This window comes from Streptomyces sp. NPDC087300 (assembly GCF_044744425.1).
Classification (GTDB): domain Bacteria; phylum Actinomycetota; class Actinomycetes; order Streptomycetales; family Streptomycetaceae; genus Streptomyces.
Genome location: NZ_JBIUYI010000005.1, coordinates 914017 through 935109 on the forward strand (window position 1 = coordinate 914017; position 21093 = coordinate 935109).

At 70.8% G+C, this 21093-nt stretch carries 28 protein-coding genes and 1 pseudogene; 18 read left to right on the top strand and 11 right to left on the bottom strand.

Features of this window, described 5'->3' with window-relative positions:
• Positions 1 to 103: 103 nt before the first annotated feature.
• Both ACIO9J_RS24390 and ACIO9J_RS24395 read right to left on the bottom strand, forming a co-directional pair.
• Positions 104 to 1054 (bottom strand): SDR family NAD(P)-dependent oxidoreductase, encoded by a 951-nt coding sequence (locus ACIO9J_RS24390; protein WP_402003237.1) that lies wholly within the window; start codon positions 1052 to 1054, stop codon positions 104 to 106.
• A gap of 210 nt (positions 1055 to 1264) precedes the next feature.
• Entirely contained in the window at positions 1265 to 2203 is a 939-nt protein-coding gene (locus tag ACIO9J_RS24395; RefSeq protein WP_402003239.1) for a helix-turn-helix transcriptional regulator, read from the bottom strand.
• 189 nt (positions 2204 to 2392) lie between these two features.
• On the opposite strand from ACIO9J_RS24395, the gene ACIO9J_RS24400 reads away from it, so the two are divergent.
• The 8 genes and pseudogenes from ACIO9J_RS24400 (at position 2393) to ACIO9J_RS24435 (ending at position 7153) form a co-directional block, all read left to right on the top strand.
• On the top strand, positions 2393 to 3313 hold the full coding sequence (locus tag ACIO9J_RS24400) for an acetyl-CoA carboxylase biotin carboxylase subunit family protein (protein WP_402003242.1): 921 nt from the start codon (positions 2393 to 2395) through the stop codon (positions 3311 to 3313).
• Positions 3247 to 3384, top strand: a pseudogene (locus tag ACIO9J_RS24405) (MFS transporter); the annotation flags it as partial. The gene ACIO9J_RS24400 and the pseudogene ACIO9J_RS24405, both read left to right, overlap by 67 nt.
• Positions 3385 to 3442: 58 nt before the next feature.
• A complete protein-coding gene (locus tag ACIO9J_RS24410) occupies positions 3443 to 3733 on the top strand; it encodes an MFS transporter (RefSeq protein WP_402003245.1) in 291 nt (96 codons plus the stop codon).
• A 106-nt stretch (positions 3734 to 3839) separates the two neighbouring features.
• Positions 3840 to 4328, top strand: a complete 489-nt coding sequence (locus tag ACIO9J_RS24415; RefSeq protein ID WP_402003633.1) for an MFS transporter — start codon at positions 3840 to 3842, stop codon at positions 4326 to 4328.
• Positions 4329 to 5087: 759 nt separating this feature from the next.
• A complete protein-coding gene (locus ACIO9J_RS24420) occupies positions 5088 to 5591 on the top strand; it encodes a PH domain-containing protein (RefSeq protein WP_402003248.1) in 504 nt (167 codons plus the stop codon).
• A gap of 40 nt (positions 5592 to 5631) precedes the next feature.
• Positions 5632 to 5991, top strand: a complete 360-nt coding sequence (locus ACIO9J_RS24425; protein ID WP_402003251.1) for a hypothetical protein — start codon at positions 5632 to 5634, stop codon at positions 5989 to 5991.
• Between the two features lie 29 nt (positions 5992 to 6020).
• Positions 6021 to 6614, top strand: a complete 594-nt coding sequence (locus ACIO9J_RS24430; protein ID WP_402003254.1) for a YrhB domain-containing protein — start codon at positions 6021 to 6023, stop codon at positions 6612 to 6614.
• A gap of 80 nt (positions 6615 to 6694) precedes the next feature.
• Complete coding sequence (locus ACIO9J_RS24435) at positions 6695 to 7153, top strand: SRPBCC domain-containing protein (protein ID WP_402003257.1); 459 nt, start codon at positions 6695 to 6697, stop codon at positions 7151 to 7153.
• A gap of 28 nt (positions 7154 to 7181) precedes the next feature.
• Here ACIO9J_RS24435 and ACIO9J_RS24440 read toward each other — a convergent pair whose 3' ends face one another.
• Entirely contained in the window at positions 7182 to 7799 is a 618-nt protein-coding gene (locus tag ACIO9J_RS24440) for a LysE family translocator (protein WP_402003260.1), read from the bottom strand.
• Positions 7800 to 7915: 116 nt separating this feature from the next.
• Here ACIO9J_RS24440 and ACIO9J_RS24445 point away from each other — a divergent pair, with 116 nt between their 5' ends.
• The 3 genes from ACIO9J_RS24445 to ACIO9J_RS24455 all read left to right on the top strand — a co-directional run bounded on the left by ACIO9J_RS24445 (position 7916) and on the right by ACIO9J_RS24455 (position 9255).
• The gene (locus ACIO9J_RS24445) at positions 7916 to 8368 is read left to right on the top strand and encodes an Lrp/AsnC family transcriptional regulator (protein ID WP_402003263.1); all 453 of its coding nucleotides are present in this window, start codon (positions 7916 to 7918) and stop codon (positions 8366 to 8368) included.
• Between the two features lie 66 nt (positions 8369 to 8434).
• Positions 8435 to 9022 (top strand): DUF2975 domain-containing protein, encoded by a 588-nt coding sequence (locus ACIO9J_RS24450; protein WP_402003266.1) that lies wholly within the window; start codon positions 8435 to 8437, stop codon positions 9020 to 9022.
• Positions 9022 to 9255, top strand: a complete 234-nt coding sequence (locus tag ACIO9J_RS24455) for a helix-turn-helix domain-containing protein (protein ID WP_402003269.1) — start codon at positions 9022 to 9024, stop codon at positions 9253 to 9255. The genes ACIO9J_RS24450 and ACIO9J_RS24455 overlap by 1 nt, the downstream gene beginning before the upstream one ends.
• Positions 9256 to 9307: 52 nt before the next feature.
• Here ACIO9J_RS24455 and ACIO9J_RS24460 read toward each other — a convergent pair whose 3' ends face one another.
• Positions 9308 to 9865 (bottom strand): DUF1062 domain-containing protein, encoded by a 558-nt coding sequence (locus tag ACIO9J_RS24460; RefSeq protein ID WP_402003272.1) that lies wholly within the window; start codon positions 9863 to 9865, stop codon positions 9308 to 9310.
• Positions 9866 to 10104: 239 nt separating this feature from the next.
• Positions 10105 to 11163: a hypothetical protein gene (locus tag ACIO9J_RS24465; RefSeq protein WP_402003275.1), complete on the bottom strand. Its 1059-nt coding sequence runs from the start codon at positions 11161 to 11163 to the stop codon at positions 10105 to 10107.
• Positions 11164 to 11366: 203 nt separating this feature from the next.
• On the opposite strand from ACIO9J_RS24465, the gene ACIO9J_RS24470 reads away from it, so the two are divergent.
• The 3 genes from ACIO9J_RS24470 to ACIO9J_RS24480 all read left to right on the top strand — a co-directional run bounded on the left by ACIO9J_RS24470 (position 11367) and on the right by ACIO9J_RS24480 (position 12797).
• On the top strand, positions 11367 to 11924 hold the full coding sequence (locus ACIO9J_RS24470; RefSeq protein WP_402003277.1) for a hypothetical protein: 558 nt from the start codon (positions 11367 to 11369) through the stop codon (positions 11922 to 11924).
• 81 nt (positions 11925 to 12005) lie between these two features.
• Complete coding sequence (locus ACIO9J_RS24475) at positions 12006 to 12401, top strand: signal peptidase I (RefSeq protein ID WP_402003636.1); 396 nt, start codon at positions 12006 to 12008, stop codon at positions 12399 to 12401.
• 36 nt (positions 12402 to 12437) lie between these two features.
• Positions 12438 to 12797, top strand: coding sequence for a hypothetical protein (locus ACIO9J_RS24480; RefSeq protein WP_402003280.1), 360 nt, complete (start codon positions 12438 to 12440; stop codon positions 12795 to 12797).
• Here ACIO9J_RS24480 and ACIO9J_RS24485 read toward each other — a convergent pair.
• Complete coding sequence (locus ACIO9J_RS24485) at positions 12767 to 13282, bottom strand: lytic polysaccharide monooxygenase auxiliary activity family 9 protein (protein ID WP_402003283.1); 516 nt, start codon at positions 13280 to 13282, stop codon at positions 12767 to 12769. The genes ACIO9J_RS24480 and ACIO9J_RS24485 overlap by 31 nt on opposite strands.
• 355 nt (positions 13283 to 13637) lie before the next feature.
• On the opposite strand from ACIO9J_RS24485, the gene ACIO9J_RS24490 reads away from it, so the two are divergent.
• Positions 13638 to 14105 carry a diadenosine tetraphosphate hydrolase gene (locus ACIO9J_RS24490; RefSeq protein ID WP_402003286.1) on the top strand — a complete coding sequence of 156 codons (468 nt, stop codon included), beginning with the start codon at positions 13638 to 13640 and terminating at the stop codon, positions 14103 to 14105.
• Position 14106: 1 nt separating this feature from the next.
• Here the strand turns inward: ACIO9J_RS24490 and ACIO9J_RS24495 are convergent, their stop codons facing one another.
• Positions 14107 to 15087 (bottom strand): aldo/keto reductase, encoded by a 981-nt coding sequence (locus ACIO9J_RS24495; protein ID WP_402003639.1) that lies wholly within the window; start codon positions 15085 to 15087, stop codon positions 14107 to 14109.
• Positions 15088 to 15195: 108 nt separating this feature from the next.
• On the opposite strand from ACIO9J_RS24495, the gene ACIO9J_RS24500 reads away from it, so the two are divergent.
• From ACIO9J_RS24500 to ACIO9J_RS24510, 3 genes are all read left to right on the top strand, one after another.
• The gene (locus ACIO9J_RS24500) at positions 15196 to 15738 is read left to right on the top strand and encodes an Lrp/AsnC family transcriptional regulator (RefSeq protein WP_402003289.1); all 543 of its coding nucleotides are present in this window, start codon (positions 15196 to 15198) and stop codon (positions 15736 to 15738) included.
• A gap of 112 nt (positions 15739 to 15850) precedes the next feature.
• On the top strand, positions 15851 to 16801 hold the full coding sequence (locus ACIO9J_RS24505) for a virginiamycin B lyase (RefSeq protein WP_402003292.1): 951 nt from the start codon (positions 15851 to 15853) through the stop codon (positions 16799 to 16801).
• 138 nt (positions 16802 to 16939) lie between these two features.
• The gene (locus ACIO9J_RS24510; RefSeq protein ID WP_402003294.1) at positions 16940 to 18070 is read left to right on the top strand and encodes an FAD-dependent oxidoreductase; all 1131 of its coding nucleotides are present in this window, start codon (positions 16940 to 16942) and stop codon (positions 18068 to 18070) included.
• A 16-nt stretch (positions 18071 to 18086) separates the two neighbouring features.
• On the opposite strand, the gene ACIO9J_RS24515 is transcribed toward ACIO9J_RS24510, so the two are convergent.
• The 4 genes from ACIO9J_RS24515 to ACIO9J_RS24530 form a co-directional block, all read right to left on the bottom strand.
• The gene (locus tag ACIO9J_RS24515; RefSeq protein WP_402003296.1) at positions 18087 to 18965 is read right to left on the bottom strand and encodes an endonuclease/exonuclease/phosphatase family protein; all 879 of its coding nucleotides are present in this window, start codon (positions 18963 to 18965) and stop codon (positions 18087 to 18089) included.
• Between the two features lie 140 nt (positions 18966 to 19105).
• Complete coding sequence (locus ACIO9J_RS24520; protein ID WP_402003298.1) at positions 19106 to 19561, bottom strand: hypothetical protein; 456 nt, start codon at positions 19559 to 19561, stop codon at positions 19106 to 19108.
• Between the two features lie 172 nt (positions 19562 to 19733).
• Positions 19734 to 20618 (bottom strand): NAD(P)H-binding protein, encoded by an 885-nt coding sequence (locus ACIO9J_RS24525; protein ID WP_402003301.1) that lies wholly within the window; start codon positions 20616 to 20618, stop codon positions 19734 to 19736.
• Positions 20615 to 21076, bottom strand: coding sequence for a nuclear transport factor 2 family protein (locus ACIO9J_RS24530; protein ID WP_402003304.1), 462 nt, complete (start codon positions 21074 to 21076; stop codon positions 20615 to 20617). The genes ACIO9J_RS24525 and ACIO9J_RS24530 overlap by 4 nt, the downstream gene beginning before the upstream one ends.
• Between the last annotated feature and the right edge of the window lie 17 nt (positions 21077 to 21093).

Sequence of the window (21093 nt, forward strand, 5' to 3'; positions counted from 1 at the left end):
GACGTGGGGAGCACCCTCCGACGACAGATCGTCCCCGTGGTCGTACCCCCTGCCCAAGGGCCACGGCGGCAGGAAGAAGGACACCGGGGGATGGCTTTCGGGCCTACCGGAAACCGGGCCCGGGATCGGCGCCGACCAGGTCGCAGGAGGCGGCCCACAGGCGGGCGGCGACGGCCGGGTCGGTCATGTGGGCCATGGCCGGTTCACGGCGTGGGGCGCCGCGCAGGCCGAAGACCCGCGGCCCCCACATCTGCCCGCCCGCCGCATCCGGATCGAGGACGGCGCGCACGACGGGCCACGCTCCCGCGTCCTTGCCCTGCACCAGGAGCCCGGCGGGCAGGGCGCGGAGGCGCTCGCCGCCGGTGGTCACGTGTACCGGCGGGCGGGAGGGGGTGAGCGAGTCCAGCGCGCCGCCGGGGTGCGCCACCACGCTGAGCACCGTGCTGCCCGTGGCGCGCAGACGGCGGTCGAGTTCGAAGGCGAAGGACATCTGGGCCAGCTTCGAGCGGCCGTAGGTGCGCTTGGGGCGGTAGTCCCTGGCCGACTGGAGATCGTCCAGGTCCAGCCGCTCGGAGCGGGCCGCGAAGCTGCCCACCGTCACGACCCGGCCCGCGGGGGCGGCCGACAGCAGCGGGGCCAGCCACCGCGTGAGCGCGAAGTGGCCGAGGTGGTTGGTGCCGAACATCAGCTCGTGGCCGTCCCGGGTCTCACGCCGAGGCGGATCGTCGAGCGCGACGCCCGCGTTGTGGACCACCGCGTCGAGGCGGTCGACGCCGAGCGCGTCCACGGCGGACTTCAGGGACGACAGGTCGGCGAGGTCGAGAGGCAGCTGGCGTACCCGCGCGCCGGAGACGTGCGACCGGATCGAGGCCGCGGCGGCGTCGGCCTTCGCCGCGTCCCGGCTGCCGAGTACGACGACGGCGCCGGTGGCAGCGAGCTGTTCCGCGACGAAGTAGCCGATCCCGGCGTTGCCTCCGGTGACCAGGAAGACCTTGCCCTCGGCGGGCGGCAGCAGGCGGACGTCCCACGGTCGGCTCTGGGATGCGGATGACACGACGACGGCTCCTCGCGTTCGGGGAAGGCGTGCTCACCCGGGAACGCGTCCCTGGGGGAGCGGGTTCACGGGAAGCACCGGCCCGCCCAAGGTCTCAACCGCCACCGACATGCCACCGACACGTCGGGCCCCTCGCCGACAGCGCTCCGACGACATGCGGCCGCGACCGCACCCCACCGCGCTAGAACTCCACCGCAGCACCTCACCGCACTACGACTGCACCGCCGCCGAGAAGCGCGCCCCCACCGCGGCGACCGCCGCACGAAGCTCAGGCCCGCCCTCGACCCGGAAGTCGAACGGCAGCCTCGCCAGCCACTCCTGCGCGTACATCGACGGCGCGCTCGTACTGCCCACCAGTACGCACCCGTCGTCCGACGCCTCCAGCCGCCCCATCGGAGGGTCGACCCAGCGCGCCACCTCGGACAGCGGGGCGTCGAAGGCGACGCGGGTGACGTACTCCCAGTGCATGCCGAATTCCGCTTCGAGGACCGCCACCGGGTCGAGGCCGTCCGGCGGGGCGAACGTCCGGTTCGTCTCGTGGACCGAGCCGATGCGGTCGACCCGGTAGGTGCGGGTCGCGCCCGCGCGATGGGAGTGGCACAGGAGGTACCAGAGCCCCTGACGGACGACCACCGCCCAGGGATCCACCTCGCCCTCCGACTCCTTCCCGGACTCGCTCCGGTAGGTCACCCGGACGGTCCGCCGCTCCGCGGACGCCGCGACGAGGGCGCCCGTGGTCGCCGGATCGGGGCGGACCGAGTGCGGGTCCGGCGCTGCCGACGCATGCTCGCGCAGGACCGAGGCCTGCTGCCCGACCTGCTCCGGCAAGGCCCGGATGATCTTCCTCAGCGCCTGCCCCACGAGCTCGTCGGTGTCGTCGAGCGCCGCCATGACCAGGGCCAGCGCCTCAGGTTCGGTGAAGGCCACCGGCGGCAGCCGCATCCCGCGGCCCAGCCTGTACCCGCCGTACGGCCCCCGGGTCGACTCCACCGGGATGCCCGCCTCCCTGAGGATCCCGACGTACCGGCGCGCGGCGCGCTCCGTGACGCCCAGCGCCTCGGCGAGCTGGTCCGCCGTCGCGCCGGGGCGGTTCCTGAGGATCTCCAGGGTGCGCAAGGCCCGTGCGGTGGGGCTGGGTTCGGTCGGCACGCGAGCAGATTAGGCGGTCGCTCGCTGTTCCGGAAGTGGATTGTCCGGAACCCGTTCTAGCGTGATCAGCGAACAGAGACCACGCAATCGTGAGCGAGGGGACCACCGTGTCCGACGACGAGTTCATGCCCACCGGCCGACGCCACCGGACGGCCCCGCATCCTGGTCGTCGGCGGCAGCGTCCGGCACGTGCGCAAGGCCCGTGAGCTCGTCCTCGACGTCGTGCACGCCCAGTTCGCGGACGCGTACGACCACGGGCAGCGGCCCTACGTCGATCAGGCGCTGTTCCTCGACTACGGCGACGTCGACCGACTCCTGCCGCTCGTCAGGGAGTTGCACGAGACGCGTCCGTTCCGGGCGGTCGTTTCCCTGTTCGAGCTGGGGCTGCTCCCGGCCGCTCGGATCAACGAAGCGCTCGGACTCGGCGGCGAGTCCGTCGCCACCGTGGAACTGCTCCTGGACAAGGCGCGGATGCGCAGCCACCTGGCCGCGAAGGGCATCAGCCCGGTCGCCGCCGCGGTCGGCCGTTCGACGCGGGACGTCCGCGAGTTCACCCGGGCGCACGGGCTCCCGGTCATCGTCAAGCCGATCCGGGAATCGGGCAGCCTGGGAGTGTTCCACCTCCGTGACCGGTCCGACGTGGACGCGGTCGCGGAACGCTTCCGCTCCCTCGACGACGGACATTGGGGCGTCGGGGACCTCGCCGACGCCGACTCCTTCGACGAGTTCCTCATGGAGGAGTTCCTCGACGGTCCGGAGGCCAGCGTGGAGAGCCTGAGCTTGGACGGCCGCCATGTGATCGTCGCGGTGACCGACAAGGACTGCGGGGGCCCGGGGTTCGTCGAGCTCGGACACGCCCAGCCCAGCGACTGCCCGGCAGCGGCGTCGGCCGAGGTCGGGCGGCTGGTGACGGACTTCCTGGACGCGGTGGGGCTGCGCAACGGTCCGGCGCACACCGAGGTCAAGCTCACCTCGCGCGGCGCTATTCCGCAGGCGCGGCGGGGCTGGTCCTCGGAGCCTCCGGATTCGGCAAAGTACTCGGCAACGCCCTCGGCGGTTACCTCGCCGACCGGATCGGACGGCGCTGGACCATCGTGCTCTCCGCCGTGACCACCGCGGGGCTTACGGCGTGCGTGCCGTCACTCGGTCCGCTGCCGCTCATCGTCGCGGTGGTCGGCGCCATCGGCGTGACGTCGCAGATCTACCGGCCGGCCGCGGCCGCGGTCCTGCTCGACTCCGTTGGCGCCGACCCAGCGCCAACGCCTGGCCGCCTTCGGGGTGTTCCGGTTCGCGATGAACGTGGGCGCCGCCCTGGGCGGCGTCATCGGCGGTGTCCTGGCCGACACCTCCTACACCGGGCTGTTCCTGGGCAACGCCGCCGCGTGCCTGCTGTTCGGGGTGGTGGTGGGGGTGCTGCTACGGGATGCCCCCGCACTCCGGTCCGACGGGCCGGAGCGGCCCGAGGCGGACGCGGGGGCGGACGGAACGGACGGAACGGATGCAGTGGACGGAACCCCCGGATACCGGTAGGCGCTCTCCGGCCGTGCCCTGACGCGATTCCTCCTGATGACCGTGCGCCGAGTTCGTCTACATCCAGTCGACCGTCGGCCTGCCCCTGCACGTCGGCGACGTCGGTCTGAGCGAGAGCGACTTCGGTCTCCTCGTCGGGCTCAGCGGTCTCCTGGTGCTGCTGCTCGAACTCCCCATCACCGCCGCGGTCGCCCGCCGACGGCCGGAGTACGTCCTGGCCGGCGGCAACCTGATCACCACCGGAGGTCTGGCGCTGACCGGCCTCATGAGCGGCCTGACCCCGCTCGCGGCGACGGTGGTGATCTGGACCATCGGCGAGATGATCAACAGCTCCATCTCCCAGGCCTACCTGGGAAGTCTGGCCCCGCCGCGGCTGGTCGGGCGTTACCAGGGGCTGCACGGCGTCGCGTACACCACCGGCACGGGAGCGGGACCGCTCATCGGCGGCGCCCTGTACGCGATCAGACCGTGGGCGCTGTGGATCCTGGTCGCGGTGGCCGGGCTGCTCTCGGCCCAGCTGAGTCTGCCGCGCCGCTGGAGACCCACGCGGCGACGGCCGAAGCCACCTCGGCGGGGCTCCTGCCGCTCGTGGTGAACTCCCGGTCCACCACGCCCCGGAGCTCCTCCGCGTCCTCGACCGCGTCCTGGATCTCGTCGGCCTCCCAGCCACGGGCGGCCAGCCGCGTACGCCGGTCCCCGTCGGTGCAGTCCAGCCGCGCCCAGGCGACGCGCGGCGGATCCGCGAGGCCCGCGGCCGCGCTCACCCACTCGTCGGGGGACAAGGGACACATCACCAGTACGGGGCGTCCTGCCCGGAGCATCATCGCCGCGATCCGCACCCAGAGCCTGTTGTAGTCGGGCCACACGGCGCTCGCCGACGGTGAGGTGATGTCGATCCCCAACAGGCGCCCGTCGGAGTCCGGCAGCTCATCGAAGTCGACCGTGCCGAAGGGGTGGGCCGACAAGGGGTCAAGGAGCGTGGTCTTTCCGGCTCCCGGGGCTCCGGTGACGACGTGCAGCTTCGACAAACCCGGCCATCGCCTTCCTGGGCTGATGCGCATGCGCACGCCCATGCTCTCGGTGCACTCCGGTGACCCGGCGACCACGCGTCACCCTACCGACGTCGTGTAACGCCGGTCCGCCCGGAACCGTCGCGATGCGCTCCCTTAAGAGGCGTACCCGTTTCGGCCTCCATGATCGGGGAACTCCGTGACTGCAGTGGGACGTCCGAGCCTTCCCGGGAGGGTTCGGCAGTGAGCCCGCCCTTCGCCCCTTGCTCCGCGGCAAGGGGCGAAGCGATGGCCCGGGGCGCTCCTGGTGATCTGAGACCTCGTGCGCGAATTACCATGAACCGATGCAAACAGCCCGCATAGCCCTCCCGAGGCGTCAGCGACGCTCCCTGCTCCTGGGCCTGGCAGTGGTGACGGTCACGCTCGGGCTGATCGCGCTGTTCGTCCTTCCCGGCACCTACGCGAACACGACCGGCAGCGGCGCGATCGCCACCACCGTCCTCGCCGCGATCTGGGTGCCGACCGCCTTCTACACACTGAACCGCGCCTTCGGCACGACCACCCTCACACCCGAGGGCATGCGCTTCAGGACGGTGGCCAGCCGACGCCTCATCCCCTGGCACGAGATCACCCGCATCGAGGACCAGCACCGCACCGGGCGCGGCGGCGTCTCGTGGTGGGTCGTCCGCGCCCACCTCACCCGGGGCCGCCCGGTGGTCCTTCCCGGCACCCTGTCCGAAGGCCGCAGGGACGAGCAGTTCCTGACCACCCTGCGCACGCTCGACGCCTACTGGCGGAACGCCACGGGCCGCACCAGCACGGAGCGCGTGGCGAACGCCGCTCCCTGACGACGGGGCCGGAGCACACCCCCATGTAGCCTCCCTCCCCATGAGTGACTTACTGCCGTTCTTGGTCATCTTCGGCGGCTTCGGCGCGGTCCTCGCCGCTCTGACCTGGCTCGCGACGAGCGTCCGCCGCCGCGGTGCGGCGGGCGGGGCGGTCGGCGCGGCGCTGGCCTCCTGGGAGGAGGCGTTCCGCGTCACCGCTCATGAGTCGCACGTGGAGATCAAGGCACAGGCGGACCGCAAGGCCCCTGCCGACGCACCGGACGGCGGCTGGCAGCCCTACGCCCACAAGCCGCGCCCCGCCGGCGGGCCGGGCAGGGGACCTGCCACCTCACGCCGCCGCCGACCCGGCACGCCGTTGCGACGGCGCATGAGCGGGTGGCTGTCCGCGCGGGGCCGATAACCGCTTGCGCGGCCGAGAACAATTGACACATGGTCACCCGGGAACGCGCGGTCGAACTGGTCGAGGCCCAACCGGCGAGAGAGCGCCAGGAGTCGCATCCGGCGGCGCGGCCGCCCGAGGTCGCGGTCGACGACGTGGAGGAGCACGCTCTCGGCTGGCTGGTCCACTGCCAGTCGGTCGCGTACATCCGCAGCCGCCGGTTCGAGGACATGTTGGTGGGGCAAGGGCCGTACTTGGTGGACCGGCTGGACGGCAGCATCCACCACATCCCCGTCACCACGCACGTCGGGGAGAACTGGGAAGCGCTCTACCTGGAGCAGGTCAGGGGCGTCCGACCGCCCGATCCACTGCTCACGGCCGTCCGGGCACTCGTGGATTCCGAGGGAACGACCGCGGCCATGCGCCACCTGCGCAAGCACGCCCCCGCCCTGCGGCCGCAGCAGGCGAAGGCGTACGTCACGGCGGTGCGCGACGGGGGCGAACCGCCGGAGGAACTCGTCAGCCTCACGCGGAAGCCGGATCCCTGCCCGCCGCTGGGGATCGAGACCCTGGCAGGACCGGTCAGGGAGCCGCCCGGCGGCGAGGGCGGCGTTCCGCGCTCGTCGGGCGATGCGCACGGCTGATGGGCAAGATGACGGCATCAGCACGCGCGAGGCCCTCGTCGGCCCCTGCGGTAAGCACACCTTGATCGAGGAGAACCGTCATGAGCAGCGCCCTTCCCCGTCCGGACCTCACCGCGCGCCCGCACGGCCTCACGGTGGAACGTCTGATGAAGGCGGCGCCGGAGGCGGTGTATCGGGCGTGGACCGCGGAGTTCGACTCCTGGTTCGCCGATCCGGGCATGGTCCGCATGCGCCCCGCCGTCGGTGAGCCGTACGTGTTCCTCACCCGTCATCAGAGCCAAGTCCACCCGCACTACGGCAGGTTCCTGGCCCTCGAACCGCACCGCCTGGTGGAACTCACCTGGGTCACCGGCGCCGGTGGCACCGAAGGCGCCGAAACGGTCGTCACCGTCGAGCTCGCGCCCTCCCCGGAGGGAGGGACCCGGCTACGGCTGACGCACTCCGGCTTCAACGACCTGAACGCGGCCACGAACCACGAGGAAGCATGGGACCAGCACGTCCTGCCCCACCTCGACGACGTGCTCGCGGCACGTCCGTAGGAGGCGCGGACGGTTCAGCGCGGCCGCGTCACCGGGCCAGTCGTTCCGCGAGGAGGAACCCGCCGATGACGATCATCATGGCGCCGGAGGCGCGGGTCACCGCCCGGGCAGCGGTGGGCCGGGCCTTCAGGACGGTGCGGGCCAGCACGCCGACCGCGAGGTAGACGACGGCGCAGGCCGTCATGTGGAGCGTGCCGAGCAGCCCGGTCTGCGCCGCGACGGGCCAGCCCGTGGCCGTGTCGATGAACTGCGGGAACAACGAGAAGTACAGCAGCAGCGCCTTCGGGTTGAGGCCGCTGATCCCCGCGCCCTTGAGCATGATCTGTACGCGCGACGTGCCCATGGCCTCCTGCGACGCGGCCACGTCGGCCGGCTGCCGCAGCACGCCCCAGCCGAGCCAGATCAAGTAGCAGGCCCCGGCGACGGTCAGCACGGTGAGGACCGTCGGCGAGCTCGCCACGAGCACGACCAGGCCCGCGACCGCGAGCAGCGTGTACCCGGCGTAGCCGGCGATCAGCCCGGCGACGGCCGGGACGACGGACCGGTCCCGCAGGCCCGCCGATATCGCGTAGGCCCAGTCCGCGCCCGGTGTGAACACCAGCAGCAGGTCGACCGCCAGGAATGCCGCCAGTGTGGTCGTGTCCATCGATTGATCCCGATCCCCTCACGTGCTTCGTTACCCGGGGAACGCTAGGCGGGATCCGGTGGAATGTGTTCCCGCATTTACTCCTTGATCGCGCGTTTCGGGGGAGAATCTTTCCCATGGATGCCATGGACCGGAAGATTCTTACCGAGCTGCAACTGGACGGCCGTCTCACCGTCACGGAGCTCGCCGCGCGCGTGCGGCTGAGCGTGTCGCCCTGCCACCGCCGGCTGCGCGATCTCGAACGCGAGGGGGCGATCCGTGGCTACCGCGCGGTGGTCGACCTCCCGGCCGTCGGCCTCAACTTCGAGGCCCTCGTCTTCGCGACCCTGCGCTGGGAGGACTCCGACACCGTCACGTCCTTCGAGGAAGCGGTGGCCGCCGTCCCCCATGTGCTCCAGGCCCAGCGCCTGTTCGGCGAGCCCGACTACCTCCTGCGCGTGGCCACCACGGACCTCTCCGCCTTCCAGCAGTTGTACGACCAGCAGCTGGCGCGCCTGCCGGGAGTTCAGCGCCTGACCTCGACCCTGGTCATGAAGAACGTCGTCGACGGACGCCCGCTTCCCGAGTAGGAACTTGTCGATTATCGATATGGTCCCCTAGTGTGGGCATATCGAAAATCGATGGGGAGGAACGCTGTGAACACGCGATTCACGAGGACGCTCGCCGGGGTGGTCTTCGCTCTGGGAGTGCTGTGCGGACTGGCCTTCGCGGGCAAGGCGGTCACGCACATGTTCGACGACGGGGACGTCTGTGTGGAGACGGGCTTCTGGGCCAACGCCCCCCTGGAGGCCGAGGGAGTGGCGGTCGGCAAGGGCGTGAAGGCGGCGAGCAGCGCCGCGCGGCTGTGCCAGGAGGACCCGTCGGTGGGCCAGCGCGTCGCGGACCTGGGCGGCCAACTGCCCTGGCTGCTGTTCGCGTCCATCTCCCTGCTCCTCTTCTCCCGGCTGCTGCTGGGAGTCGTGGAGAAGGGACCGTTCACCGACACGGTGGCGCGACGGCTCACCGTCCTCGGCTGGTTCGTCACCCTGGGCATGCCGGTCGCCGGTCTCGTCGTAGGCTGGTCGCACTCGTGGCTGGTCGGGAGCATGGCGCCGATCATCGGCTCCGGACCGACGTTCGCCGGGTCGATGGAATTCATCCTCGCCGGGCTCGCGGCGGTCATCATGGGAAGGATCATGCGTGAGGGTGTGCGGATGCGAGAGGACCTCGAAGGAACCATCTGATGCCCGATGAGGAGCCGCATGCGATCCGGATCCATCTCGACCGGGTCCTCGCCGAGCGCGGCATGACGCTCACCGAACTCGCCGCGCAGGTCGGCATCACCGTCGTCAACCTGTCGGTGCTGAAGAACGGGCGCGCCAAGGCCGTCCGCTTCTCCACCCTGTCGAGGATCTGCGACGTCCTGGAGTGCCAGCCGGGCGATCTCATCACGCACGACCCGGCGGGACCGGCCTAGGACCCCTCCGGCGGAACGTGCCGGAGGGGCTCCGGGCCGGTCGGCCCGGGGCTCAGCGTTTGAGCAGGAAGGCGAAGTCGCCGGAGAGCTTGCCGTCCAGCCGGACCGCCGAGACGAGCTTGCCCGCCAGGGCCAGTCGCTCGACCTCGGCCCGTGACAGACCGCAGCCAGCCGCGATCAGCCGCAGCGGCCGGACCGGAATCCGCGCCGAGAAGCGGACCGAGACGTCGAGGACCTCGCGGGCAGCGAGGTCCGGGCGATCCGATCCTCCGGTGTCGAGGCGCCAGGCGCCGTCCCAGTCGAGGGCGACGCGATTACGGCGCCGTACGAGCGGGTCCTGGAGCAACTCGGCGGCCAGAACCGGATCGTTGGCGTGCATCCGGTCCAGGAGCTCGGGCCGTACGGAGCGGACGTTCATCCGCTCCAGGACCGTGAGCTTCGCGGTGTCCCCGCACGAGGTGCAGAGCACGAGGAGCCAGGCGTCGATGAGCTTGTGATGGGCGTTGACGCGGAACTTGCCTTCGGCCCGGAAGAGTTCGCACGCGCAGGCGTGGCAGCGACGGCGGACAAGAGGGAGACAGGTGGGCATGACCACCCAGTTTTCGAGCACAGCAGTACACCGGTTTCAGTGAGAAGACCGCAGCAAAAAGGGAGCGCGGCGCTAAGGCGCGACGCGCGACGATTCATCGCTCGGGGTGTCTCACACGGTGTACAACGGCACGTCCTCGTCCAGCCGACTCGGTCCGGCAGCACGGTAGGGGCGGGCGGCGGCGCCGCGCCACCGCTTTTCGGGCGCCGCCGTGAGTGCCTGGCCTACCTGGGTCCGTGCCGTCGGCCGAGAGCCGGGCTCTAGAGCAGGCCGCGCTTCGGCCCCTCCGCCTTGATCATGTCCCAACTGTCCGTGACCATCGCGACGTTGCCCTTGGCGGGGATGTACGCGGACCCCTGGTGCAGGTAGTCCACGCGGAAGAGCAGCTCGGACCTCTTGCTGCCCACGAGGAAGGCGATCTGCGGGGACGGGGTGATGCGCGCGGTCGGGTCGGTGGCGTGCATGTACTCCTGCACGTCGGCGTTGAAGAAGGTGAGCGTGCCGCCGTTCTCCGTGCGCAGCGCGTAGACCTTCTTGTGGTCCGTCTTCCCCGCCTTGAACTCGGATTTGCCGCCCGGGTTGAGCATCTTGTTCTGCTCCAGCGGGAACTGGGTCATCCACTTCGCGGTCTCGCTGGCGCCGACCTTCATGCCCAGCTTTTCGTCACCCGAGTAGAGCGCGACCAGCGCGTCGTCCATCTGGTCGGGCGCGAGGACGCCCCGCTTCTCGGCGGTGTCGGTGACCGGGACGGCCAAACCGTCGGCGTCCTTGGCGAGGGCTGGCGTCTTGGGGTCCTTCTTGGTCGTCCAGCCGCTCCACACCGCCTTCCAGTCGCCGTCCTTCTTGTCGAAGATGACGGTGGCGCGGCTGGTCCTGGGCGAAGTCCCGCCGTGGTCCTTGGTGTCGGCGCGCAGCGCGAACCAGGTCGCGCCGCCCTTCGTGGCGGGGATGACGTACTCGCGGTTCACGTACGAGAAGGGCTTGCGGCCCTCGGCCCGGTCCTTGGCGGGCTGCAACTGGTCCTGCTTGTAGCCGTTCGCGCTCGTCTCGAAGAGCCCGCCGCCCTCGACGGCGGACAGGACACCGCTGTCGCGCTTGGCGTTGGCCTGGTTGTTGACCTTGACGTAGTTGTCGACGACCTTCTTCGCCTCGGCCCGCGTGACGACGCCCTTGGGGGCACGGTCGGCGGCGGTGCGCCCGTGGCCGTCCGACTTCGCGCCGTCCTCTGAGTCGGACGAACAGGCGCTGACGCCGAGCGCGAGCGCGGCCGCGCCCGTGGCCATGACGAGCGCGGTGCGGTTCCTGCGGTGCGTGAACATGGAGATTTCCCCGTGTGAGTAGAGGCGGTCAGGGCTGGTCGGAGCGGAAGCTGACATTCATGCCGCGGGGCCACGCTAGTGGCCGCGGTGATCGAGTCATCGCTCAGGGTTGTGTCCGACGCGTCGGCCAGGTCCCTTACGCCGCCGCCCTGTTGGATGCTCCCCGCACCCGAACTCGGCCCCCCCCCGATAGGGTGATCGACATGGAGTCCAAGGGGGCCGGAGCGCCGGTCGCGGTGGTGTGTCCGGGGTGCGGCGGGACCGAGGTGCGTACGGTCGAGAAGGCGCGCACCGGCAAGGGTGCGATGCGGGGGGACCTGATCGGCCGCCTCGAACCGGGGCCGAACAAGACCGGCGACGGATGCATGCACTTCGTGGAGGGCGTGGTCCTCACCGGTATCGGCGTCGGCCTCGCCTACATGGGCGTCGACCAGGAGAAGCCCCTGTACACCATCGGCGGGGTGGTGTTCGCCCTGCTCTGCTTCTTCGGGACCTTCGCCGTCGTACGCGGCGACCGGCGCGAGAGCGCGGCCGCGGCGGCCGGATCCGAACGTGCCGAGCGGCTGTGGACCCCGGCGTACTACTGCTACGGCTGCACCTCGGTGTTCTGTCCGGGCGGCACTCCGTGGCGGGGAGTGCTCACCCCCGAGCAGTTCAAGAAGCTGGTGTGGACCGAGGGCGGCTTCGCCGACCAGCTGGAGCCGGGGGACAAGGCGCGGGAGGCGGAGATACCGCACGGCGTGCTGCCGGACCGGCCGTAGCGCCGGCCCGGCTCGTCCTCCTCGTGCGCGGGGTGATGTTGCCGACTGCTACGTTGCGGGACCGTGGACAACAGCGTGTATATGGACAACAGCGTGTATGTGGGGAACGCGGGCAAAGACGCGGCACTGGACCGCGGCTGGCTCCTGGGTCATTTCAAGGACGTCACCGATCCGCGGCACAGCGAGGCCGTGGAGATCAAATGGGGTGTGCACCCGCCGGGCGACGAGCGGGCGCAGTGGGTGCGGGGTGAGGAGCGCGTCGCGCTGCTCGTCCTGATCAGCGGCCGCTTCCGGGTGGAACTGCCCGGACGCAGCGTCCTCCTGGAGCAGCAGGGGGACTACGTAGTGTGGGGCCGCGGCGTCGACCACTCGTGGATCGCCGAGGAGGAGTCCGTCGTACTGACGGTCCGCTGGCCGTCGGTCCCGGGGTACAAGGTGCCCGACGAGCTCGAACGCGCGGACCGGGCGAGCCTCTGACGGATCACGAGAGGGCGATCCGGTACAAAAAGGGGCATGTGCCATTACTGCGGTTGCCGTGACATCCCCTTGATCAAGGAGTTCATCGCCGAGCACGAGCGGGTCACCAACGCCGCCGGTGACGCGCTCCGTGCCCTGGACCGGGGCGATGTCGTACGCGCCCGCGCACTTGTCGACGTCATGGCCGTCGAGCTGGCGGCGCACTGGCGCGGCGAGGAGGACGGGCTCTTCTCCGTGATGCGGGAGGCCAGCCTCGCTCACCGCGCTGTCCGGCGAGGAGTGGAACAGGTCGATGGCGGCGTGGCGGCAGGCGCATCCCTGAGCGGCGACGACCTGTTACACCTCACCTCACCTCACCTCGCCTCTCAACGGATATTGACGTCGATGCACGCGTAGAAGGCGTTGGACGTGTCGCCGATGTTCCAGACCGCGAGGATCTTGTGCCTGCCGGTGGCGCTGCCCAGGTTGACCTGGTGCGAGACGGTGGCCGGCGGCTGCTGGTTGTGGCCGTCGACGGTGGCGACCTTGGTGCCGTCCACGAAGTACTCGTAGTTCAAGGTGCGGTGCCGGGCCGTGAACGTCCAGGTGAAGGTCTGTGTGCTGCTGACGTCGCTGACCTTCCAGCCCTTGTTGTTGTCGTCGAGCTCCGCGAACCGCGCGTTGCCGCCGCTACAGCTGCGCAGGCCCTTGGGTCCCTCGACGCTCTGCGGCTCGTACTTGATCTCGCCGCACGCCACGGTGCGCGCGGCGCACTGCGCCTGACGGCTCGCGGGGGCGTTGACGTACCCGTGGGCGCTGGCCGACCCGGTCGGCAGGGTGAGGGCGAGCACCGGCGCCATTCCGGCGCCGATAGCCGCGGCTATCTTCCGCTTCTTGTCCATGCGTACTCCTTCACGGCGTTGGCTTCATGGGGGTGTGCGGCGTGAAGTGCTGGGGTGGGGCGGTGTGTTGGGCTGGAGGATCGAGCGGTGGGGCGGGGGATCGGACGGGGGGAGTGCGGTGCGGCGGAGAGAGTGCTGGGGTGCGCTGCGGGGATTTCAGCGGCCGATTAGTCTGGACCATAGACTTTGGCGAGCCACGGTCAAGGCCGGTTTCGGGCCAGGCGTGGGAGCGCGTGACGATGGTGTCCGCCGTGCTGGCTAGGGTCTTTCGTTTGGATCAGGCTGGATCAGGGAGCGTGCGTGCCAGACCCCGCGAGCCCGGCCTGATCCAAACGAAAGACCCTAGGCTCTGGCCATGACCGACGACTGGCGCACGGACCGCGTCGGCGCCGCGCTGCGCGGCGAGAATCCGACCGTGCTGCGGCGGCTCACGGCCGGTTTCGCGGTCATCGGCGACGTGCAGTTCCTGCCGGGGTACTCGGTCCTCCTCGTGGACGAGCCGGATGCGCAACGGCTGTCCGACCTGCCGAGACCGAAGCGGCTGTCGTTCCTGTCCGACATGGACCGGCTCGGCGAGGCCGTCGAGCGCGCCTGCCGACGGACGTATCCCGGCTTCCGCCGGGTCAACCTGGAGATCCTCGGCAACACGGACCCGTTCCTGCACGCGCACGTCTGGCCGCGATTCGACTGGGAGCCGCCGCAACTGCTGGGCAGGCCCGTCTGGTTGTACCCACCCGACCGGTGGACCGACGAGCGGTTCCGGTTGGGGGCGCGGCACCGCGTGCTGCGGGAGGCGATCGGGGAAGAGCTCGACCGGGTGTGAGTCAGGCGTGGCCGAGTATGCGATGCGGGCGGTACGGCGCCTCGATCCGTGCGCGTTCGGCGTCGCTCAGGTCGAGGGCGACTGCCGCGAGCGCGTCCTCCAGGTGCGCGGCCTTCGTCGCACCCACCACGGGCGCCGTCACGGCCGGGTTGCCGAGGAGCCAGGCCAGGGCGATCCGCGCGGCGGGCACACCCCGTTCGGTGGCGACGGCGCGGACCGCGTCGATCACGTCGAAGTCGGCGTCCTCGTACATCTCGTCGGCCAGCGGATCGTCGCCGGACCGCACCGTGTGCCGCCCGCCGCCGCGCTCACGCCCGCCCGCCAACAGGCCGCGGGCCAACGGGCTGTACGGGAGCACACCGACACCCTGGTCGGCACAGAGCGGAAGCATCTCCCGCTCCTCCTCCCGATAGACGAGGTTGTAGTGGTTCTGCATCGACACGAACCGCGTCCAGCCCGACTCCCGCGCGACCTGCTGCGCCTTCGCGAACTGCCAGGCGTACATGGCCGAAGCGCCGATGTAACGGGCCTTTCCGGCGCGCACCACGTCGTGCAGTGCCTCCATCGTCTCCTCGATGGGTGTGTCGTGGTCCCAGCGGTGAATCTGGTAGAGGTCGATGTACTCCGTACCGAGCCTGCGCAGGGAGGCGTCGACGGCGGCCATGATGTGCTTCCGGGACAGGCCGCGGTCGTTGGGGGAGGGGCCCATCGGGAAGTACACCTTCGTCGCCAGTACGTACGCCTCGCGGTCGGGGAAGAGCCTGCGCAGCATGCGCCCTGTCAGCTCCTCGCTGACCCCGTCGTCGTACACGTCCGCGGTGTCGAAGAAGGTGACACCCGCCTCGACCGCACGCCGCACGAGCGGTTCCGCGGCCGTCTCGTCGAGGTGCCAGGCGCGTTCCGAGGTGTCGCCGTAGCTCATCATCCCCAGGCAGATGCGGGAGACGGTCAGGCCCGTGGTGCCCAGGCGGCGGTGCTGCATGGTTTTCGCGTCGGGGTTCTGCATGACCTCTAACCTAGAAACCAGCGGCACGCGGAGCCATCGACGATCGAAGGACATGCGTGCCGATCGCCTGCCGGAGGGAAAGTCATGGGCGCCGATCGCTTTCAGAACGGAAAACGGCCGTCGGAGGCGAGGATTTCCCACCTATCGGCCCCTGCTTCGGGTTCCGCTTCTGCTTCTGCTTCTGGCGCGGCCGTCCTCGACGAGCTGAACGAACGCCTCCTCCGTCTGCTGGCCGCCGACTCCCGGCGCGGCGCCTCGGACCTGGCCCGCGAACTCGGCGTCTCCACCCCCACGGTGCGGGAGCGCGTCAGGCGCCTCGAGGAGACGGGGGTCATCCGCGGCTACCGGCTCGACGTGGACCCCGCCGCGCTGGGCCGCCCCGTCGCGGCCTGGATCAGACTGCGCCCCGGCCCCGGACAGATGTCCCGCATCACCGAACTCGCCGCCCGTACACCGGAAGTGAGTGAGTGTCACCGGATCTCCGGCGAGGACTGCTTCCTGCTCAAGGTGCACGTGCCGGAGCTGGCCGATCTCGAATCCGTCCTGGACCGCTTCCTGCTGCACGGCCAGACGACCAGCTCACTCGTCGTCTCGACTCCGGTGCCACCGCGCCCGGTTCTGCCGTAGGGGGCTTCTCTTAAGGTGGACTGGTGATCGAAATCGCCTTCGACCCCGTGCGGCATCGGGTCAACGGCCCGGTCAGGAACGTCGATTACCCCCACCGCGAGACGGAGCTCTTGTGCAGCCTGCTGAAGTCCCGACCATCACGGAGATCCCCGTCACGGACAAGGACGCGGGGCCCTACGGCATCGCGGCCGGGCCCGACGGTGCGCTGTGGCTGACCTTCGTACACAAGGGGAGCATCGCGTGTCTCGGCCTCGACGGGGCACTCACCGAGTACCCCCTGGACTCGCCGGAGTGCCGTCCCATGGTCATCGCGCCCGGTCCCGACGGAGCGATGTGGTTCACCCGGAACCAGGACCACCGGATCGGCCGCGTCACCGCCGACGGCGTGACGGAAGCCTTCGAGGTGCCGTCGCCCGACAGCGGGCCCTACGGGATCGCGGCGGGCCCGGACGGCGCGATGTGGTTCACGGAGATGAACACCGACCGGATCGGCCGCATCACCGTCCAGGGCGAGGTCACCGAGTTCCCGCTGCCCGTCGAGGGCGGCTTCGCCTCGGCGATCACCGCCGGTCCCGACGGCGCCCTGTGGTTCACCCTCAACCAGGCGAACGCCGTCGGCCGCATCACCACCGGCGGCGACGTCACCCTGTACCCGCTGCCCACGCCCGGCGCCGCCCCCGTGGGCATTACCAGTGACGGCGTCGCGCTGTGGTGCGTCGAGATCGGCGCGGGGCAGCTCGGCAGGATCACGACGGACGGCGAGATCGAGGAGTTCCCGCTGGCCGACCGCGCGGCCAAGCCCCACGCGATCGTCGGCGCCGGCGCAGGGGAGTGCTGGTTCACCGAGTGGGGGGGCAACCGTGTCGGGCACATCAGCGTGAGCGGGGTGAACCCCGCGAGCGGCGAGCTCGCAGAGATCTCCGCGTACGACCTGCCGTCACCCTCCTCCGAACCCCACGGCATCACGGTGGGGCCCGACGGTGCCCTCTGGGTGGCCCTGGAGACGGGGAGCGTCGCGCGCGTGGCGCCCGCGCCGCGAAGGGCCCAGCCCCGGCGCGCCTAGCTCTGTCGGGTCCGGTGTCGGCGATATATCGGAGGTCGCTGTTCCGGTGTCGGTGGCCTGTCGGTGGGGCCTGGCAGATTTCTGGAGAGATCCTGCCGGAGGCCCTTCCGGCAGCCGGACCCCACGTAAGGAATCACCATGAACACCCACGTCACGATCATCGGCGCCGGACTCGGCGGGCTGACGCTCGCCCGTGTCCTGCACGTCCACGGCATCCCGGTCACGGTCTACGAGGCGGAGGCATCGCCTTCGGCACGGGCACAGGGCGGCATGCTCGACATCCACGACTACAACGGACAGCTCGCCCTCAAGGCGGCCGGCCTGATGGACGAGTTCCACGCCATCGTCCTGGCGGGCCGCGAGGCGATGCGGATCATCGACCGGGACGGCACCGTGCTGCTCGACACGCCCGACGAGGGCACGGGCGGCCGCCCCGAGGTGCAGCGCGGTGAACTGCGACAGCTGCTGCTCGACGCGCTCCCGGAAGGCACCGTGCGCTGGGGCCACAAGGTCGGCGGCACGCGTTCCCTCGGCGGCGGCCGCCACGAGGTGACGTTCGCCGACGGCAGCACGGTGACCACGGAGCTGCTGGTCGGCGCGGACGGCGCCTGGTCCCGGGTCCGGCCGCTGCTCTCCACCGACACCCCCGCGTACACGGGCATGTCGTTCGTCGAGACCTACCTGTTCGACGCCGACACCCGCCACCCGGCCGCCGCGAAGGCGGTCGGCGGCGGATCGATGCTCGCGCTCGCGCCGGGCAAGGGCATCCAGGCGCACCGGGAGAAGGGCGACACCCTGCACACGTACGTGGCCCTCGCCAAGCCGCGGGACTGGTTCGAGGCCATCGACTTCACCGACGCGGCCGCGGCCACCGCCCGGATCGCGGCGGAGTTCGATGGCTGGGCGCCGGAACTCACCGCGCTCCTCACCGAGAGCGACACCACGCCGATCCTGCGCCCCCTGCACGGCCTGCCGGCCGAGCACCGGTGGGAGCGGGTGCCCGGCGTGACCCTGATCGGCGACGCCGCCCACGCGGCGGCCCCGAACGGCGAGGGCGCCAACCTGGCCATGCTCGACGGCGCGGAACTGGGCAAGGCCATCGCCGCACACCCCGACGACATCGAGACCGCCCTCGCCGCGCACGAGCGGGCCATGTTCCCCCGCAGCACCGCGGCCACGGTCGACGGCGACGAGCTCTACGGGTTCATGTTCGACGAGAACGCGCCGCACGGTCTGATCGAGATGTTCGCCGGACAGGACGGCCACTGACGGCGCCCCCTGCCGCTCAGGCCGGGTCGATGTCGGTGTGCACCAAGTGGTGGTCCGAGTAGGGGGAGGGCCGGACGCCCTCCTCGCGCGGGGTGAGACCGCGCAGGAAGACGTAGTCGAAGCGGCTCTGCCAGTCGGTCGTCGGCTCGCACGTCCCGGTGTCAGCGTCAGCGTCCGTCTCCGCGGAGGTGCCGGTGCCCGCCGACGCGGGGCGGCACGGACGGTCGGTGGCCGTGGAGAGCCGCCACATCCGGGCGAGTTCGGGCGCCTCGGGCACGGCGTTGAAGTCCCCGAGAACGATCGCGCGGTCGTGCCGGGCGACCTCCGCGGCAAGGACGCGGGTCTGCCCCTCCCGGAACGCCTCCTGACTCCGTTGGGCGAGGTGGGTGTTGAAGACCCGGACGGGACGGCCGCCCACCTCGGTCGTGACCGCCATGTACCCGCGGTCCTCGGACCCGCCTTCGGGGTACTCGACGTTCACCCGGTCCGTCATCGGCGCCGCCGAGAGGATCGCCTGACCGAAGGCACCAGGACGCCAGGGCCAGCCTCCGCAGCGGCCCCAGTTCCGCAGAACCGTCCCGTACTCGACGTGGTAGACCAGCCCGTGCAGTTTCTCCAGGTACTCCCGGAGCCTGTCGACATCGCGTACGCACGCTTCTTGGAGGCCGATGACCTGGGGCGCGTACGAGGCGATCTCCGCTGCCCTGCCGACGTTGTCGTCCTCGCACGGATTGCAGATGTTCCACGTCATGACCCGCTCGGGCACGATGTCCTTGACGGCCTCGACGGGCAGTGGCCTGGCGAAGACGGCACCGCTCGGCGTGCTGGGGCCCACCAGCGCCATACCGGCCACGACCGCGGCGCCCGCGAACAACCGCGTGCCTTTTGCGAGCACTCCGCCTCCTCAAAGTGGATCCACATGGCATCTGGCGACTCCACGCATGAGGTTATGGGACGCGCCTTTGGACGACGCAGGCGGTGTGCGGCGAAGGCACCTGTTGGCGAGCGCCGTGGCCGTGGCGAGCTCGGGACCGGTCAGCCGTGCTTCTTCAGACAGCGGGTCAGGGCGCGCTTGGCGTTGGTGACTTCCTTCTTCGCCGCGGCGTGCGACTTGCCCGCCTTGTCGAGGGCGGCGCGCTCCTCGGCGTACGCGGCGTCGAGCGCGTCACTGGTGTGCCGCACCTCGGCCTTGAGCGCGGCCAGTTCGTCGCCGCCGACTCCGTTGTCGAGCGCTTCCTCGACGGCGTAGCGGGCGTCCTGCCAGGCGTGGTCGGCCTTGGCCGCCTTCAGCCCCGCGGCCTTGACGCCCGCGTCGTCCCGGACGGACGGCAACTTGGCCATCGCGTCCTCGGCGGTGAGCAGACGCTCCGCCTGCCGGTTGCAGTTGGCCGGCGCGCCGGGCGCGGCGGCGGCCTGGGCGGCGTTGGGGGTGAGCAGGGCGGCGGACAGAGCGGCGGCGGCGATCGCGGCACGCAGGATGTTGGAGTTCATGGACCCCACGTTCTGCCGTGTCGGGGGCGCGGGCCACTGGTGTTCACCCAACCGGGATCGCCCGCGTCCGGGCGACGAGCCGTCACAGCATCGCACGGTCAGCGCAGTTGACCGAGCGGCGGAAGGCGACACACCGCATTTCGGAATCCGCACACCTCGGAATCCCCGCCCTTCAGGCTCCGGTCTTTTCAGACTCCGCGCTCGCCATGAACGCGCGGAAGGAACGCGGCGGGCGGCCGGTGACGCGCCGCACGGTGTCGGTGGTGCGGTCCTCGGCACCCCCGGCGATGGCACGGTCCATCTCGGCGAGCATCGCGGCGAACTCCACCGGTATCAGCGCCGCGAGCCGATCGCGCAGCTGCTCGTAGGAGAGACGGCGGTGCTCCACCGGCCTGCCGGTGACGTCGGAGACGATCTCGGCGATGTCGTCGTAGCCGAGGACCTCCGGCCCGGTCAGCACCAGATCGGTGTCGGGGGCCCGCTCGTCGGTGAGCGCGCGGACGGCGACCTCGGCGATGTCATCGGCGTCGACGAAACCGATCCGCCCGCTGCCGGTCGCGGTCCAGACGGCGCCCTCCTCGCGGATGCTGAGGGCGTGCGCGTGGGCACCGGTGAAGTTCTGCATGAACCACGAGGGGCGCAGCACCGCCCAGTGCTCGAAGAAGCCGGGCAGCGCCTCGTGCACCTTGCCCACCGCCGGGCCGCCCTCGGGGATGGCCGAGGAACTGAGCAGCACGGCGCGGCGTACGCCATGGGCGCGGGCCTCGCCGAGGAAGGGCCGCATCGTCGCCAAGGGGTCCGCGTCGCCGATCGGCGGAATGAGGTAGACGCGGTCGGCCCCGTCCAGGGCGGTGGCGTGGGTGGCGGGGTCGTACCAGTCGAAGCGGACGGGCTCGGCGCCGGGCACCGGGGTGGCGCGGCGGCTGGCGGCCTTGACGCGATGTCTGCCGGCGACGAGCCGCGCCACGGTCCTGCTGCCGGTGACGCCGGTGGCGCCGATGACCAGCGTGGTGCCGGTCCCGGTGCTGGTTCCGGCGTTGGTTCCGGTGGTGCTCATCGGGCGCTCCCGGTGAAGTCGGTGCCGGGTTCGAGGACGGCGAGGGGATTCCAGTAGTCGCGGTAGGAACTGATGAGCCCGTCCCGCACGGTGACGACGGCGATATAGGTCATGTCGAACGGCGCACCGGTCTTCACCAGGCGCCCGACACCGCGCATCTCGACCACGACGGTCCCCGGCTCGACGGTCTGGTGCATCCGTACGTCAGGGAAGTCGTGCAGGTCGATGTGGTCGGGGTAATGGCGCATGTAGTCGGCGACGGCGGCCTTGCCGTCCAGCCGACGGGGCCACCCCTCGGGAGCGAACGGGAACTCCAGGACCCCGTCCTCGGCCCACAGTTCGACCCACCCGGCGATGTCCTTGGCCAGAAGAAGTGCGAGGCCGTGGCGGTAGAGATCCGCTGCGGGAGTGGAGGCCGACGGCAAGGTGGCTGATGGCGGTGAAATCGGTACGGACATGGTGCCCTCCAGCTCGT

What these genes read in the sequence shown, in the direction of transcription:
- ACIO9J_RS24470 (WP_402003277.1), top strand. Translation starts at nt 11,367, where the DNA reads ATGGAGTCCAAGGGGGCCGGAGCGCCGGTCGCGGTGGTGTGTCCGGGG.
- ACIO9J_RS24435 (WP_402003257.1), top strand. Translation starts at nt 6,695, where the DNA reads ATGAGCAGCGCCCTTCCCCGTCCGGACCTCACCGCGCGCCCGCACGGC.
- ACIO9J_RS24520 (WP_402003298.1), bottom strand. Translation starts at nt 19,561, where the DNA reads ATGAACTCCAACATCCTGCGTGCCGCGATCGCCGCCGCCGCTCTGTCC.
- ACIO9J_RS24430 (WP_402003254.1), top strand. Translation starts at nt 6,021, where the DNA reads ATGGTCACCCGGGAACGCGCGGTCGAACTGGTCGAGGCCCAACCGGCG.
- ACIO9J_RS24485 (WP_402003283.1), bottom strand. Translation starts at nt 13,282, where the DNA reads ATGGACAAGAAGCGGAAGATAGCCGCGGCTATCGGCGCCGGAATGGCG.
- ACIO9J_RS24480 (WP_402003280.1), top strand. Translation starts at nt 12,438, where the DNA reads ATGTGCCATTACTGCGGTTGCCGTGACATCCCCTTGATCAAGGAGTTC.
- ACIO9J_RS24475 (WP_402003636.1), top strand. Translation starts at nt 12,006, where the DNA reads ATGGACAACAGCGTGTATGTGGGGAACGCGGGCAAAGACGCGGCACTG.
- ACIO9J_RS24420 (WP_402003248.1), top strand. Translation starts at nt 5,088, where the DNA reads ATGCAAACAGCCCGCATAGCCCTCCCGAGGCGTCAGCGACGCTCCCTG.
- ACIO9J_RS24425 (WP_402003251.1), top strand. Translation starts at nt 5,632, where the DNA reads ATGAGTGACTTACTGCCGTTCTTGGTCATCTTCGGCGGCTTCGGCGCG.
- ACIO9J_RS24465 (WP_402003275.1), bottom strand. Translation starts at nt 11,163, where the DNA reads ATGTTCACGCACCGCAGGAACCGCACCGCGCTCGTCATGGCCACGGGC.
- ACIO9J_RS24445 (WP_402003263.1), top strand. Translation starts at nt 7,916, where the DNA reads ATGGATGCCATGGACCGGAAGATTCTTACCGAGCTGCAACTGGACGGC.
- ACIO9J_RS24525 (WP_402003301.1), bottom strand. Translation starts at nt 20,618, where the DNA reads ATGAGCACCACCGGAACCAACGCCGGAACCAGCACCGGGACCGGCACC.
- ACIO9J_RS24530 (WP_402003304.1), bottom strand. Translation starts at nt 21,076, where the DNA reads ATGTCCGTACCGATTTCACCGCCATCAGCCACCTTGCCGTCGGCCTCC.
- ACIO9J_RS24490 (WP_402003286.1), top strand. Translation starts at nt 13,638, where the DNA reads ATGACCGACGACTGGCGCACGGACCGCGTCGGCGCCGCGCTGCGCGGC.
- ACIO9J_RS24495 (WP_402003639.1), bottom strand. Translation starts at nt 15,087, where the DNA reads ATGCAGCACCGCCGCCTGGGCACCACGGGCCTGACCGTCTCCCGCATC.
- ACIO9J_RS24510 (WP_402003294.1), top strand. Translation starts at nt 16,940, where the DNA reads ATGAACACCCACGTCACGATCATCGGCGCCGGACTCGGCGGGCTGACG.
- ACIO9J_RS24500 (WP_402003289.1), top strand. Translation starts at nt 15,196, where the DNA reads ATGGGCGCCGATCGCTTTCAGAACGGAAAACGGCCGTCGGAGGCGAGG.
- ACIO9J_RS24455 (WP_402003269.1), top strand. Translation starts at nt 9,022, where the DNA reads ATGCCCGATGAGGAGCCGCATGCGATCCGGATCCATCTCGACCGGGTC.
- ACIO9J_RS24440 (WP_402003260.1), bottom strand. Translation starts at nt 7,799, where the DNA reads ATGGACACGACCACACTGGCGGCATTCCTGGCGGTCGACCTGCTGCTG.